The sequence below is a fragment of the Microcystis sp. M_QC_C_20170808_M3Col genome (assembly GCF_007095505.1).
Lineage (GTDB): Bacteria > Cyanobacteriota > Cyanobacteriia > Cyanobacteriales > Microcystaceae > Microcystis.
In genome coordinates this window covers 1-13,906 of the sequence record NZ_SFBY01000174.1, presented here as the reverse complement: position 1 = coordinate 13,906, position 13,906 = coordinate 1, and the positions used below count along the sequence as shown (strand labels likewise).

General features: G+C 42.6%; 15 protein-coding genes and 1 pseudogene. 11 read left to right on the top strand and 5 right to left on the bottom strand.

Annotated elements, in window-relative coordinates; translation table 11 throughout:
- Positions 1–119 precede the first annotated feature (119 nt).
- The 7 genes and pseudogenes from EWV84_RS08005 to EWV84_RS07975 all read left to right on the top strand — a co-directional run.
- Positions 120–254 (top strand): annotated as a pseudogene (locus tag EWV84_RS08005) (pentapeptide repeat-containing protein); the annotation flags it as partial.
- A gap of 127 nt (positions 255–381) precedes the next feature.
- Positions 382–969 carry an anthranilate synthase component II gene (locus EWV84_RS08000; protein ID WP_286824600.1) on the top strand — a complete coding sequence of 196 codons (588 nt, stop codon included), beginning with the start codon at positions 382–384 and terminating at the stop codon, positions 967–969.
- A gap of 322 nt (positions 970–1,291) precedes the next feature.
- Positions 1,292–2,101, top strand: coding sequence for an MBL fold metallo-hydrolase (locus EWV84_RS07995; RefSeq protein ID WP_286824599.1), 810 nt, complete (start codon positions 1,292–1,294; stop codon positions 2,099–2,101).
- Between the two features lie 150 nt (positions 2,102–2,251).
- Positions 2,252–2,527: a hypothetical protein gene (locus EWV84_RS07990; RefSeq protein WP_286824598.1), complete on the top strand. Its 276-nt coding sequence runs from the start codon at positions 2,252–2,254 to the stop codon at positions 2,525–2,527.
- 63 nt (positions 2,528–2,590) lie between these two features.
- Positions 2,591–2,818 carry a hypothetical protein gene (locus tag EWV84_RS07985; RefSeq protein ID WP_158199070.1) on the top strand — a complete coding sequence of 76 codons (228 nt, stop codon included), beginning with the start codon at positions 2,591–2,593 and terminating at the stop codon, positions 2,816–2,818.
- A 208-nt stretch (positions 2,819–3,026) separates the two neighbouring features.
- Complete coding sequence (locus EWV84_RS07980; RefSeq protein ID WP_287077578.1) at positions 3,027–4,664, top strand: ABC transporter permease; 1,638 nt, start codon at positions 3,027–3,029, stop codon at positions 4,662–4,664.
- A 357-nt stretch (positions 4,665–5,021) separates the two neighbouring features.
- Positions 5,022–5,447: a photosystem I reaction center subunit II PsaD gene (locus EWV84_RS07975; protein ID WP_286824595.1), complete on the top strand. Its 426-nt coding sequence runs from the start codon at positions 5,022–5,024 to the stop codon at positions 5,445–5,447.
- Positions 5,448–5,724: 277 nt separating this feature from the next.
- On the opposite strand, the gene EWV84_RS07970 is transcribed toward EWV84_RS07975, so the two are convergent.
- Positions 5,725–5,877, bottom strand: coding sequence for a hypothetical protein (locus EWV84_RS07970; protein ID WP_287077577.1), 153 nt, complete (start codon positions 5,875–5,877; stop codon positions 5,725–5,727).
- A 63-nt stretch (positions 5,878–5,940) separates the two neighbouring features.
- Here EWV84_RS07970 and trpE point away from each other — a divergent pair, with 63 nt between their 5' ends.
- Positions 5,941–7,461, top strand: coding sequence for an anthranilate synthase component I (gene trpE / locus EWV84_RS07965; protein WP_287077576.1), 1,521 nt, complete (start codon positions 5,941–5,943; stop codon positions 7,459–7,461).
- A 295-nt stretch (positions 7,462–7,756) separates the two neighbouring features.
- Here the strand turns inward: trpE and EWV84_RS07960 are convergent, their stop codons facing one another.
- Positions 7,757–8,935: a PulJ/GspJ family protein gene (locus EWV84_RS07960; RefSeq protein ID WP_287077575.1), complete on the bottom strand. Its 1,179-nt coding sequence runs from the start codon at positions 8,933–8,935 to the stop codon at positions 7,757–7,759.
- Between the two features lie 120 nt (positions 8,936–9,055).
- On the opposite strand from EWV84_RS07960, the gene EWV84_RS07955 reads away from it, so the two are divergent.
- From EWV84_RS07955 to EWV84_RS07945, 3 genes are all read left to right on the top strand, one after another.
- Positions 9,056–9,238, top strand: a complete 183-nt coding sequence (locus EWV84_RS07955; protein WP_287077574.1) for a hypothetical protein — start codon at positions 9,056–9,058, stop codon at positions 9,236–9,238.
- A 132-nt stretch (positions 9,239–9,370) separates the two neighbouring features.
- Positions 9,371–9,781, top strand: coding sequence for a lactoylglutathione lyase (gloA, locus tag EWV84_RS07950; protein ID WP_002796773.1), 411 nt, complete (start codon positions 9,371–9,373; stop codon positions 9,779–9,781).
- A 21-nt stretch (positions 9,782–9,802) separates the two neighbouring features.
- A complete protein-coding gene (locus EWV84_RS07945) occupies positions 9,803–10,276 on the top strand; it encodes a CYTH domain-containing protein (protein ID WP_287077573.1) in 474 nt (157 codons plus the stop codon).
- 18 nt (positions 10,277–10,294) lie between these two features.
- Here EWV84_RS07945 and nusB read toward each other — a convergent pair whose 3' ends face one another.
- The 3 genes from nusB to hemJ all read right to left on the bottom strand — a co-directional run bounded on the left by nusB (position 10,295) and on the right by hemJ (position 13,582).
- Positions 10,295–10,948: a transcription antitermination factor NusB gene (gene nusB, locus EWV84_RS07940; protein ID WP_286824593.1), complete on the bottom strand. Its 654-nt coding sequence runs from the start codon at positions 10,946–10,948 to the stop codon at positions 10,295–10,297.
- A gap of 155 nt (positions 10,949–11,103) precedes the next feature.
- Entirely contained in the window at positions 11,104–12,567 is a 1,464-nt protein-coding gene (locus EWV84_RS07935) for a DNA phosphorothioation system restriction enzyme (protein ID WP_287077572.1), read from the bottom strand.
- A gap of 427 nt (positions 12,568–12,994) precedes the next feature.
- Positions 12,995–13,582, bottom strand: coding sequence for a protoporphyrinogen oxidase HemJ (gene hemJ, locus EWV84_RS07930; RefSeq protein WP_286824591.1), 588 nt, complete (start codon positions 13,580–13,582; stop codon positions 12,995–12,997).
- Positions 13,583–13,906 lie beyond the last annotated feature (324 nt).

Sequence of the window (13,906 nt, the reverse complement as noted above, 5' to 3'; positions counted from 1 at the left end):
GATATTTGCATCTTTAGATGGGGTATTTGGTCGTAGGGTGAAGGTTACACTTCCTTTAGATTTTTAAGCCCTGTCGTTGAACCAAGAATCCCCGTCCGTTTTACGGCGGGGAGTGTCAAGACACGATTATTACCGGGGCCGATTTCACTAACGCGGTAATTGATAGCTATCAGGTCAAGTTAATGTGTGAACGGGCCGATGGGATTAATCCGGTCACGGGAGTGGCCACCAGAGATAGTTTAGGCTGTAATTAGCAATTCCGGGCAGATTCTAGCTGACGGCACAAAAATAGCCTACCCCCTACACCCCTGCTGTCTCGATCGAGACAGCAGGGATGTAGAATAAAAATACTGAGCGAGGCTAGAGAAAGGAGAGGGACTCTTGATAATCGTCATCGATAACTATGATAGTTTTACCTACAATTTAGTCCAGTATTTGGGAGAATTAGCCTCCGAGTTCCCGATCGCCGTGCCGATCGAGGTCTATCGTAATGATAAAATCGATCTGGCCACGATCGAACAAATGCGGCCGGATGGAATTGTCATTTCCCCCGGTCCAGGTCGTCCGGTCGATGCGGGCATATCTCTGGAATTAATCGCCAAATTTAGCCCCTATATGCCAATCTTGGGGGTCTGTCTCGGTCATCAAAGTATCGGTCAGGTGTTCGGAGGGGATGTGGTCTCGGCCCCAGTCTTGATGCACGGCAAAACTTCCCCAATCTATCACAACAATGAAGGGGTATTTCAAGGCTTAGAAAATCCTTTTACTGCCACCCGTTACCATAGTTTAGTGATCGAGCGCTCCACCATGCCGGATAATTTAGAGATCACGGCCTGGGTAGAAGATGGCACGGTCATGGGAGTCCGTCATCGGGATTACCCCCACATTCAAGGAGTACAATTTCATCCCGAAAGTATTTTAACCACTGCCGGCAAGGAACTTTTAAGAAACTTTCTCCGATCCATCTAGTGTTTACTAATCCCCAACCCCTGAAATTAACCTTAAGTGGGTGGGTGGAATTAAACATAAGATGAACGTAGGTTGGGTTGAAGCATGAAACCCAACGCCCGCATAGTTTACGAAGGGGTGTGGGGTGTGGGGTGTAGGGTTTTACCGATTTTCAGGTGGTCAACTACCTAATTTTCAGGGAAAAAGTACCTCAATTTTCCCCCTGATCACTCCCATGCCTGGTACTTTTTGATTTCCCAAAAGTCTAAAAGTCTTACCCAACAAGGTTTTTAGATTTATTCAGCAGACCCTACTTAACTTGATTAATTCTGTATCTACATTTATGAAAAGGCGAGATTTTATCTTATCGGCGGGGGCAAGTTTCTTAACCGTGGCAGTAAGCTCAGTTTTAGCAGAAACTAAACCGAAACCCACTAACCCCACTTCCCCCCAAAAACCCGATAATTCCCTCCTAGTTCAATGGTTGGGTCATAGTTGCTTTTTATTTACCGGAGGAGGGCAAAGAGTCCTAGTTAATCCCTTCCGGGCAATTGGTTGTACGGCGGGTTTTCCTTTGCCAAAAGTAGAAGCAGATATCGTTTTAATTAGTAGTCAACTGTGGGATGAAGGGGCTGCCGAGGGTTTACCCGGTAATCCGAAAATTTTGTTTGAGCCGGGGGCCTATGATCTGGGTAAATTAAAATTACAGGGCATTAGTATCGCCCACGATCGCATGGGGGGGCAACGTTTCGGTATGAATGTAGCCTGGCGTTGGACCCAAGCGGGCATTAGCATTGTCCATTTAGGGGGGGCAGCAGCCCCGCTTGAATTAGAACAAAGAATTCTCTTAGGTTCGCCGGATTTAGCTTTTATTCCCGTGGGAGGTGGTCCAAAAAATTATAATCCCCAAGAAGCAAAACAGGCGATCGAAGTTTTACAGCCGCGCATTGCTATACCAACTCAATACTTTACCAGTGCCGCCGATAAAAATGCCTGTGAATTGGTGTCTGTAGATGAGTTTCTCAAGTTGGTCAAGGATAAAAATATCCGTTTAATCGAGGACAATAAATTACGGATTCGTGCCGCCGATTTACCCCAAAAAGGGACTCTCATTCGCGTGTTTGACTACCGCAAACTGTTACAGAAATCCTAATTTTTAGGAGCCAATGAACTAGGCCTATTGATTAACTAATTTTCCTCGATCAAGGGCGCTCTAGAGCATCTCCTAGTTATGCTCACAGAAAATGAGTTATACTAAAATCTATAGGGAGCATCTCCTAGTTATGCAAGCGAGTAATCATACTTGAAGGTCAGAGAGTTCATTCAAGAGGCAAATGTTTCTATTCAGCATAAAGTTGAAGAAGAAATTCAGGCCATGCAAGAAGAAGTTGACAAGTTAAACCGCAGTGATCTTTTTCTTGCATTCCAAGCTAGATTAGAAGCAGCAGAGGGTAATAGAGTCTCTATGTCTGATTTTGACTTGGCAATGCTAAGAGAGCCAGTTGAAGGATTTAGAGATGTCACCAAAGAACTAACAATGGAGATTTACAGGCTGTCCAAGATAGCCCTACAGCCCTGATCATAAATCAAGGTTATAATTATTTTTAATAAATTCCAGAATATTCAGCCCCAAGCAATGTCTATGTTACTGCAAGACCTAAAGGAAGAAGCGGTTAAGCTATCACCGAGCGATCGACTTGATCTGGTTAGCGCCATTATTGAGTCCTTGCAGAAGACCCCAATTGCTAGACCTGATCGTTCTGGTGCAATTCAACGGATGCGTGGCTTACTCAAAACAGACCAACTTGCACCAACCGACCAAGAAGTAGCTGCCATGTTGGAAGATCGTCGGGTGGAGAAATATCTTTAGTGAGAGTTTTAATTGATACTAATGTTCTCCTAGATTTTCTATTGGAGAGAGAGCTATTTTTCCAAGATGCAGAACGACTATTTTAGGCGATCGATTCTGGTCAGATCGTCGGGTATGTCACAGCTACAACGCTCACGGACATTTTTTATTCTATCAGTCCCTAGGATTTGCCCCCACCTTAAAAATTGCTTTAACAATCTTATTAAAAATGTTTTTTCTGAAAAAATCTCGCTCTTTTTTTAGACAGGGATGGACAATTGCGGTTTTACTAATTGCCCTGCTTGTGTCCCTGCCGATTTTATCGGTTGCCAGTAGTTTATTAACTAATTCCAGTCAAGTCTGGCAACATCTGATCGAAACTGTTCTCTGGGATTATCTAGTTAATTCTTTTTGGTTAATGTGGGGGGTGGGCAGCGGCGTTTTAATCATCGGTGTCGGCACAGCTTGGTTAACAACGATGTGTCAATTTCCCGGTTGTCAACAATTTCAATGGTTATTATTACTACCCCTTGCTGCTCCTGCCTATCTCTTGGCCTATACTTATACCAATATGATGGACTATTTTGGTCCGGTGCAGACGTTCTTAAGAAGTGTTTTCGGTTGGAATAGTGTCGAGGATTATTGGTTTCCTAGTATCCGTTCTCTCTGGGGGGGGATTCTGATGTTAATTCTTGTGCTTTATCCCTACGTTTATCTGTTAGCAAGGGTGGGTTTTTTAGAACAATCTGTCTGCACGGTGGAGGCAAGTCGCTCCTTGGGATGTAATCCTTGGCGCAGTTTTTTTACTGTCGCTTTACCCCTAGCAAGACCGGCAATTATGGCGGGATTAGCCCTAGCTTTAATGGAAACTCTTAACGATTTTGGTACGGTGCAGTATTTCGGAATTAATGCTTTTACCACGGGGATTTATAATACTTGGTTCGGTATGGGCGATCGCATAGCGGCGGGGCAGTTATCCACAGTTTTAATGGTATTTATTCTCGTTTTAGTTTTCCTCGAACAATCCTCCCGTCGTCAAGCTCGTTACTATGAAATGACCAATCGTTTCCAGTCACCGACTAAGTACGAACTAGGATTTGTTCGTAGTTTCTTGGCAATTTTATTCTGTTTTTTACCAGTATTTCTTGGTTTTATCGCCCCTGCTTTCTATCTGACCTATCTAGCCTTTAATCATGCCCAAGAAACTTTTAATAATGACTTTCTTAGTTTATCGTTAAACAGTTTTTTTCTGGCTAGTTTAAGCGCAATTATTGCGGTAGTTTTAGCTTTAATTCTCGCCTACGGGGAAAGACTTAATCAGAATAAAACTATTAAGGGTTCTGTGCGGATTGCGGCCGCTGGTTATGCTATCCCCGGCATTGTTATTGCCGTGGGGGTTTTAATTCCTATCGGCAAATTAGATAACTTTTTAAATCAAGGATTAAATATCAATTTAATTCTGAGCGGCACGATTTTCTGTCTGATTTTTGCCTATATTGTCCGGTTTTTAGCCGTAGCTTTCTCCACGTTAGAATCGAGTTTAAGTAAAATTAAACCTAGTTTAGATGATGCTTCCCGCAGCCTTGGCTATGGCACTGGTGCCACTTTAATTAAAGTGCATATTCCTCTTTTGTCGGGGGGATTATTGACGGCGGCTATGTTAGTTTTTGTCGATGTGATGAAGGAATTACCGGCTACTTTGGTCTTAAGACCTTTTAATTTTGATACCCTAGCGGTGCGCGTTTATCAATACGCCAGTGATGAACGTTTAGTGGAAGCGGCGGCACCGGCCCTGGCCATTGTCTTAGTGGGATTAATTCCGGTAATTTTTTTAAGTTGGCAAATTTCCCGACGGGCGATCGATTAAAGTGGCGGCCGATTCCTGGGCAAGTTGGCGATCGGCTAAGAGCTTAGTTCTATCTGGCTGAATAAATCTAAAAACCTTGTGGGATAATATCTTTAGGCTTTTTTAAAATCAAAAAGTGCCAGTCCTTGCAGTGATCGGGGGGAAAATTTAGGCACTTTTTCCCTGAAAATGGGTAAAACCCCACACCCCACACCCCACACCCTGCCTCCACGAAAAACTTTTTCGGTAAATCCTAGTTCTATAGTCTAGTACAAAATAATGTTACAGTTCTTGACAAGACTACTAGAGAGAGGGGGTGTCAGTGATAGGATTCCCTAAAACCCCTTTTCTTTATTTTTGTAGAGAGAACAAAACCCTATGACAGAACTTTCTGGAAAAGCTCCTAAGTTCGGTGGCAGCACGGGCGGTTTACTCGCCAAAGCCGATCTGGAAGAAAAATACGCCATCACCTGGACAAGCAGCAAAGAACAAGTCTTTGAAATGCCCACCGGTGGCGCCGCTATCATGAACGAAGGCGAAAATCTCCTCTATTTGGCCCGCAAAGAACAGGCGCTCGCTCTTGGTACCCAATTGCGGACGAAATTTAAGCCCAAAATCGAAGATTACAAAATCTATCGGATTTACCCCAGTGGTGAAGTGCAATATCTCCACCCTGCTGATGGTGTCTTCCCCGAAAAAGTTAACGCCGGTCGTGAATTTTTCGGCAAAAAAGACCGCAATATCGGCAAAAACCCCGAACCAGCGACAATTAAGTTCTCTGGTGTCACTCCCTACGAAGCATAAATAATCCCTAAAATCGAGAGTGGGGAGTTAGATTTAGCAGCTATTTGGCCCGAAGATTTAACTTCTGACTCTCGATTTCTCTTATAGCAATCGGCAATAAATTGCTAGTTAGGGTTTGCTGAAAAAGTTTTTCCTGGGGTTAGGAGTTAGGAGTCAGTATTCTCCGAGTCAGGAGATAGGGTGGTCACTGCGTGTGCGTTGCGGGGGGTTTTGGGGTTTTGGGGTGTTAGGGTGTTAGGGTGGTCACTGCGTGCGCGTTGCGGGGGGTGTTAGGGTTTTAGTTGAAATTCCCCCACTTCCCCACTTCCCCACCTCTCCACTTCCCCACTTCCCCACTTCCCCACTTCCCCACCTCTCCACTTCCCCACTTCCCCACTTCCCCACTTCCCCACTTCCCCACTTCCCCACTTCCCACTCCTTCATAATTCATAATTCATAATTCCGTTTTCTCCCCTACAAGTGTTGTGCTATCCGTTTCCTGAACCATCAAAATATGATCTTCCCCGACTTCGATCGCTTTCGTCAACTCGCTGGCCAAGGTAACTTTATTCCTGTCTATCAAGAATGGATCGCTGACCTAGAAACACCCGTTTCGGCCTGGTATAAAGTTTGTGCCAATCAAGCCTACAATTTTTTATTAGAGTCGGTGGAAGGGGGCGAAACCTTGGGACGCTACAGCTTTTTAGGAGGCGATCCCGTCTGGGTATTAGAAGCGCGGGGAAACACCACTACCCAAAGTTTTCGCGATGGTTCTCAAGAGATTTTTTCGGGGGATCCTTTCGAGATTTTAACCCAATGTTTAGCCCCGATCGTGCCGGTTAAATTGCCGCAATTACCCGCCGGAATAGGGGGTTTATTTGGTTTTTGGGGTTATGAATTAATTAATTGGATCGAGCCGCGAGTACCTATTTATCCCGCTACCGATGCCGATCTACCGGATGGTATTTGGATGCAGGTGGATAATCTGATTATTTTCGATCAAGTTAAACGGAAAATCTGGGCGATCGCTTATGCCGATATCCGGGGTAAAAATCCCGATTTAGCGGCCGCTTATCAAGCGGCCTGCGATCGAGTGACACAGTTAGTTCTGAAGTTACGATTACCCCTACCAACTAATGCCAAAACCCTAGAATTATTACCAGTTGGTCAGGGAAAAGAATTAGTCTATGAAAGCAATACAACTCAGGAAAAATTCTGTCAAAATGTCCTGAAAGCGAAGGATTACATCAAAGCGGGGGATATTTTTCAGGTGGTTATTTCCCAGCGTTTAAATGCCAATTATCAGGGTCATCCCTTCGATTTATATCGTTCCCTGCGTCTGATTAATCCTTCTCCCTACATGGCTTTTTATAACTTTAAGGATTGGCAAATTATTGGCTCTAGTCCTGAAGTGATGGTTAAGGCAGAACGGGACGAATTAGGTAAAATAAAAGCTACGGTCAGACCAATTGCTGGCACCCGTCGCCGGGGACAAAACTTCAGTGAAGACCAAGCTTTAGCAACGGATTTATTGCAAGATCCCAAAGAAATTGCCGAGCATATTATGTTAGTGGATTTGGGGAGAAATGATCTAGGTCGAGTCTGCGATCGAGGTACGGTCAAAGTGAATGAATTAATGATAATTGAACGTTATTCCCACGTTATGCACATTGTTAGTAATGTGGTGGGGGATTTAGCAACCAATAAAAGTGCTTGGGATTTATTAAAAGCTTGTTTTCCCGCGGGAACCGTCAGTGGGGCCCCGAAAATTCGCGCTATGGAAATTATCCATGAATTAGAACCCTGTCGTCGCGGTCCCTATTCAGGGGTTTATGGTTACTACGATTTCGAGGGACAGTTAAATAGTGCCATCACGATTCGTACTATGATTGTTCGTCCCCAAGGTAATCAAAATTATCTGGTTTCTGTGCAAGCGGGAGCAGGGTTAGTAGCCGATTCTGAGCCGGAGAAAGAGTATGAAGAAACCCTCAACAAAGCGAGGGGTTTATTGGAGGCAATTCGCTGTTTAAGTTAGATTTTTTGCCCGGGATCGTCCTTTAGACTTTTTTCCCATCAAAAAGTGCCAGTGATTGGAGTGATTGGGGGGGAAATTTAGGCACTTTTTCCCTGAAAATTAGGTAATTGACCCCCTGAAAATGGGTAAAACCCTACACCCCACACCCCACACCCTACCACCACCGAAAAACTTTTTGCCGCAAACCCTATTTAACCTCATTCCAGTTAAGGGGATTTGGCCATGATTTCCGAGAAAGAATAGGGTTAGCTAACCAGGATAACATCAAGGTTTCAGCTTATTGCCATAAGTTTAGCTACTTGGGTGTAATGGTTACTAAAATCTGATAGGAGGTTGATGAATCCGTTTTACTCGTTAACACGAATAAAATTTGGTTATTAGTAAGAGGAGGGATATTGCTGCCTGAGGGTAAACCGGTATCAGAGGTATATGCTAGGGTTTTAGTCCCAGTTTCATCATAGACATTACGCAACCCATTCACAAAAACCACAATGTTATCGAAACGATCTGCGTCAACATTTGAACCGAAATCTTTTTCCGGTTGCTGTTCAGACAAACCCAACTGAGGTGCAGCAACAACACCGCAGGAAGTACTGAATTTACAAGGTTCTCCTTTAATAACTTCAGCCTTAACAGTTGCTGCCACGGTAACGACGGGTATCGCTAGTGGTCCTTCAGTCCCAGCACTATTGTCCATATAATAACGACGAGTAGGGGTGGAGCTTGTGAGGCAAAATATTTGACAAGCTCTCGTGAAAACTCTGGTATTGACAGAGTATTTAACTTCGTCATTGGTAGTCATCTTTACCTGAGCGTTGGTATTCAAAATCACTTGATTACCATCCTTGTGAAGGCAGGCAAAAAAACCTTGAGGAGGGTCGGAGATTTTGTTAAAATCCGCAGGACAATTAGGGTTCTCAGCAGCCGCTGCTAACCTATCGGTGACGGGGGAAAGAGCCCAAGTATTAATATTGTTGGGGGTGATGTAGTTGCCATTAGCGTCCAAGTTCGGACCAAAGCGCCACAATTGCAGACCGGTCAAGCTAGACCAGGGGCCCTCTTTAGTGTCTCTGGTATAGTAAACGATCTGGTTGGGGAGTATCTCACCTGGATTGTCGGGATTAGGAATTTGGAAAGCTAGAACTGCTCGCGCTTCTGGTTTTTCTGTCCAACCGGGTACTTGAGTCGTTGTGATCGCAGCTTGAGAATTAGCGATAATTCTTGCTCGTCTCACTTCATCTGAAACAAACTCTAGAGTACGATTAAGATTATTCCGGATTTCACTATCGGCATTGGCTCGATAGTTACTTCTGAGCAGGTTAATCAAGCCATTTCCCGCTACCAAGACGGCAATCAGCATCATCAAAGCTGCCAGTAAGACTTCTGTAATCGTGAAACCCGCTTGCAGACGACGATGAGAGGATTTTTTCTGTAAACGACCTAAGTGATTGATATACTCTAAATAAAAACGCATAGCTTTAACCCGTCTCAATTTCTCTGTTCTGTACTCCCCTAAATATTTAACATTTATGGCAGTCACAGAGGTTTTATTAAACTATAGGTCAATCAAGTCGAAAGGGGTTTTCAGAAACCAGTGAAAATTTACTACTACCTACTACCTTCACAATTTCCCCAGAAAACTCCTGATCAAAAATGTCTTGACCTAACTAACTTTACCACTAACTACACAATAGACCGAGAAAATCCTCTAGATAGTGATTTAGGTATGGCCAAAAATGTGATTTTGGTTACAGCTATTAATCGCTTTTGGGAGTAGGTGATTTTACCGGTGAGTTTTCTGTACACCCGTATTGGTATAATTGTTGACCCTCAAGGAGATAAGAAGGCACAAGGACTGGTTACAATCAAGGATGAGTAATTTTTCGATCGATGTCATCTAAAAATAATCATGCGTCTCTTACACACCATGCTCCGGGTCAATAACTTGCAGGAATCTCTACAATTTTACTGCGATGTGCTAGGAATGAAGTTATTGCGCCAGAAAGACTATCCCAATGGTCAATTTACCCTCGCTTTCGTCGGTTATGGTGATGAAGCTAATCATGCTGTCATCGAACTGACCTATAATTGGGGAGTCGATCGCTATGAAGTCGGTAATGCTTACGGTCATATTGCCCTGGGGGTGGATGATATCTATAGCACCTGTGAGAAAATTAAAGCTCTTGGTGGCAATGTCACCAGGGAACCGGGCCCGATGAAACACGGTTCTACCGTGATTGCTTTCGTGGAAGATCCTAATGGCTACAAGATCGAGTTAATTCAACTAGGAACCCAAGCTGCTGCCGTGGCTACGGCTTAAATTTATTGCCATCAAAAGCTTATGACTGTTGAAATTGAACGGAAGTTTCTGGTTAAAGGGGATTCTTGGCGATCGCTTGCTGCTGGCAAGTTGTATCGTCAGGGATATATTCCCACCCAAGATGGATTGACAACTGTGCGAGTTCGTGTAGTTGGAGATCGGGGTTATTTAACCATTAAAGGCAAGACTGAGGGCATTAGTCGCCCAGAATTCGAGTATGCAATTCCCCTAGAAGATGCGGAGCTCATGTTAGAAAACCTCTGTAAGAAACCTTTAATTGAAAAGATTCGTCATCGCATTTCTCTGGATAATTTAACTTGGGAAGTTGATGAATTTTTGGGGGATAATCAAGGTTTAATTATGGCTGAAATTGAGCTAGAACAAGAGGAGCAAGTCATTACTATTCCTGATTGGATCGGCCAAGAAGTAACGGGAGATGAGCGATACTACAATATCAATTTACAGAAATTTCCCTATAAAATGTGGCCATTGTAGTATTAATTTCTTTCGGGGTTAACTCTGGGTAGATACGGCTTTTTCTGATTCATTGAGCTTATTCGTTACCCGTCGGAGAACACCATTAATAAAGCGATAACCTTCATCATCAGAATAACGTTTTGCTAATTCGATCGCTTCATTAATCGCTACTTTTTGAGGTAGATCGAGATAGAGCATTTCTGCGACGGCAATTTGGAGGATATCCCGATCGATTCTTGGTAAACGATGTAGTTGCCAATCCACTAAAGCGCCGGTTAATTCCTGTTCGATTTCCGCACGACGACGATAGACTGTACCGATTAATTCTAGGGCATATTCCCGCACTTCGTACTGACTAGATAACTGAACAATTTCGGGAAAATCTATCACGGTTCCTAAACGATTAATGGCATTGTGAGTAAGAGAAATTGCTTCTTGTACCATAGTTTGGGCGCTTTTTAGATTTGTTGCCTTAGTATCACTAGCGAGAATCCGTTCATTGCCGCGACTAATTTCGGCAGCAGCGGTTTCTAAGGTTTCTTGAATTTCCAGGGTTAAGGTTCTAACTGCGACTAAAATTAAATCGTTTAAAGTTTGCTGTTCTAGGTTTTCAGGATTGCCTTTAATCTGACTTAAACTCAAAAGGGCAAGTTCTCGAGCAATGCGACGGGGTTGTTGACGGGGAGACATAGAAGTTTAGAAGTAGAGGAAAGAAAATTATACAACTTTATTGATCGCTATTCGCTTGGGTTAATTTTTCTCGGCGATCGATCTTGACTTTCAGATCAATTCTTGACTAACCTCTATTCTAGCATAAAAGCTGCCAAGATTTAACTTTTCAGGTTTTAATTAGACAAAAGACAATATCTATCTTGAATCTCCCCTAATTTAGTCTCAGCTTCTTGAGCATTAATAGCTAATTGGGCAAACTCTAGAAATCGTTTTAATTCCTTGCGTAATAAATTCCTTTCTACTTCCCAGGTTTCTCGATCTAAGGTCGGTGGCATAACAATCATATCAAATAAAGTGGCCTGTTTTTTATCGGGATGGGGTCGCAATATTCGCCCGCGACGCTGAATAAATTGTCGAGGATTACCACTACTAGCCAGAATGACTGCGTTTTGAATTGATGGCAGATCTACTCCCTCATCTAAACATCTAATTGCCACTAATCCTTGTAGATAACCCTCCTCAAATTGTTCGCGAATTTTTTCTCGTTCTTCTAGGGAAGTTTCTGCGGTGTAGGTAGCAACTCGATAACCTAATTGATTGCCCAATAAATGAGTAACTGCTTCTACCTGACGACGATAATTAGCAGTATAATTTTCCACATAACCATCCCCACAATAAAATAAAGTATGATCCGTATCTAACCGCTCTTGCATCAGTTGTTGTAGAGCCTGTAATTTATTACTTGCTGAACCAACTAATCGTGATCTTTGCATTAACAAAGCGGTGAGGTTCTCATTACTATTTAAATTACTATTTTTCTGCAAAATCCAGCCGATTCTTTGGGTTAATTTTGCGTATAATAAAGCCTCACTGTCGGTTAATTCAACCAAGACTGGATAATAAAAATAATTGACTAAAGCTCCTTTACTAATAGCATCAGCTAGGGTAAATTCTGGTTGTAGAATTTGCCCAAAATAATCAAGAATAGCGTCAGTTCCTTCCTCATCAAAATATCTTTCAGGAGTGGCAGTTAAAGCCAATCTTAGACCTAAAGAACGGGGTAATAATTCTTCTAATCGGGGGGAACCTAAATTATGTGCTTCATCACCAACGATTAAAGTTTTATCGGGAAAAAATTTTATTTGTGATTGAAACCCCTCGCTAATAAAAGTTGAGTTAGTAGTTAAAATAGTGACAAATTTTTGATTACCCGCTTGCACATTATATAACTCTGTGGCTAGTTGACTTTGCCATGTATGGACACTTTCGTAGGCTAAAATCGGTTTAAGATTAAATTTTTCCGCTTCTCGTTGCCATTGATTGACTAGGTGACGATAGGGGCAAATTACTAATAATACTTGCAGTTCTATCGCTTGGTAAAGTTCCATGGCAATAGCTAAAGCAGTAATAGTTTTACCGCTGCCGGTGGCCATTTTTAAAGTTCCCCGTCCCCGATTACGAAACCAACTGATAATCGCTGTATTTTGGTAGTCTCTCAATTCTAAATCGGGGGGAATTCTAGGAATACCAGAGGGATTAACTCGATAGAATCCTCGCAATTCAGCAACTTGTCTGAGCTTGCGGGAACTCAGAAAATCTCTAGTTATTTTTTCCCAATCTATCCAGCAACTATTCATAGGACCTCTTGTAAAAATCAAAAATTGTTGTTAGGGTTAGGAGTCAGTAGCCAGGAGTCAGGAGAATTAAGAATAAATAATAATCAGTTAAATGGTCTATTTACAGATTTTAGGCAATTTAATCCTTATTTTTGCCGTTTTTGAACCCTGAAAAATTAATTATGCAAGAGGTTTATAATAATAAATCCTGTTTAAAAGGTATCGGGGAGCAGCGGAGCGCCGGAGCAGGGAGAAACAATCCATAGCTTGGGAGTTCATCACACTATTAAAAATAGTTTTTGTATAAGCTCAAAAATAGCAAAAAGCCAAAAACCTAAAAGCTAAAGGTTGCTACCTATACAATGGGGATGGTCTTTTTAGTCCATCCCACAGCTGTCAAACCACTCTTAACTGTTATCCTAGAAACCTAGGGAATGATTGAGATAATTCACCTGGTCGCTACTTCTTCTTTTTGGGGAGTATTTTGCCGAAGTTTTTCTTGATCTTTTCGACGTTTTTTAGCATAAAGTTGGATTGTCACCGCCATCAATACCACTAAAGCTACAATTAACCAAGTGGTCAAATCGAGGGGTAATTGATTCTTAAATACTGCCAAAAGGACAATAACTACCAATAACAGGGTTGGTGCTTCATTTAATGCCCGAAATTGCTGTCCCGTCCAATTACATTCCCCTTTTTCTAGCTTTTTCATGATGCGACCACAGTAGAAATGATAGAGCAGTAAAAGAGCCACAAAGGATAATTTAATATGTAACCATCCCGATTTTAAAATTTCCGGTTCTGTGGAGATTAAACCGATCGCCATGGCCACGGTGACAATCATCCCCGGTGTGGTGATGATATTGTAGAGTCGCTTCTCCATGATCTCGTATTGCGCTTTCAGAATAGCTTGTGCGGGTTCCGTTTCTGTTGCTGCCTCCCCATGATAGACAAACAAACGTACTAAATAAAATAGTCCCGCAAACCAAACAACTACCCCAATCAGGTGAAATGCTTTAAACCAATAGTAAGCCATAGTCTATATTGTGATGTGAGTCCCGAATTAATTAGTCTAAGAGCTATCCATACTTTCCCAGACTATCCCTATACAAAAGTTTAGACGGAAAATAGGGGTTGGGGAGCAGGGGAGTAGGGAGCAGGGAGCAGCGTAGAAAAAAGCTGTCTCCTGAATACTGTCTCCTGACTTGAAAGAGGGTGTGGGGTGTAGGGTGTAGGGTGTGGGGTAGGGTTGATTCATTTAAATTAAGTACAGCGGATTTTGAGTCAATAAATTTGACCGAAGATTCTCAAGTTTCTCTTGTTCTAATCAAAAGAGTTAGTCACAATAACTAATCTTTAA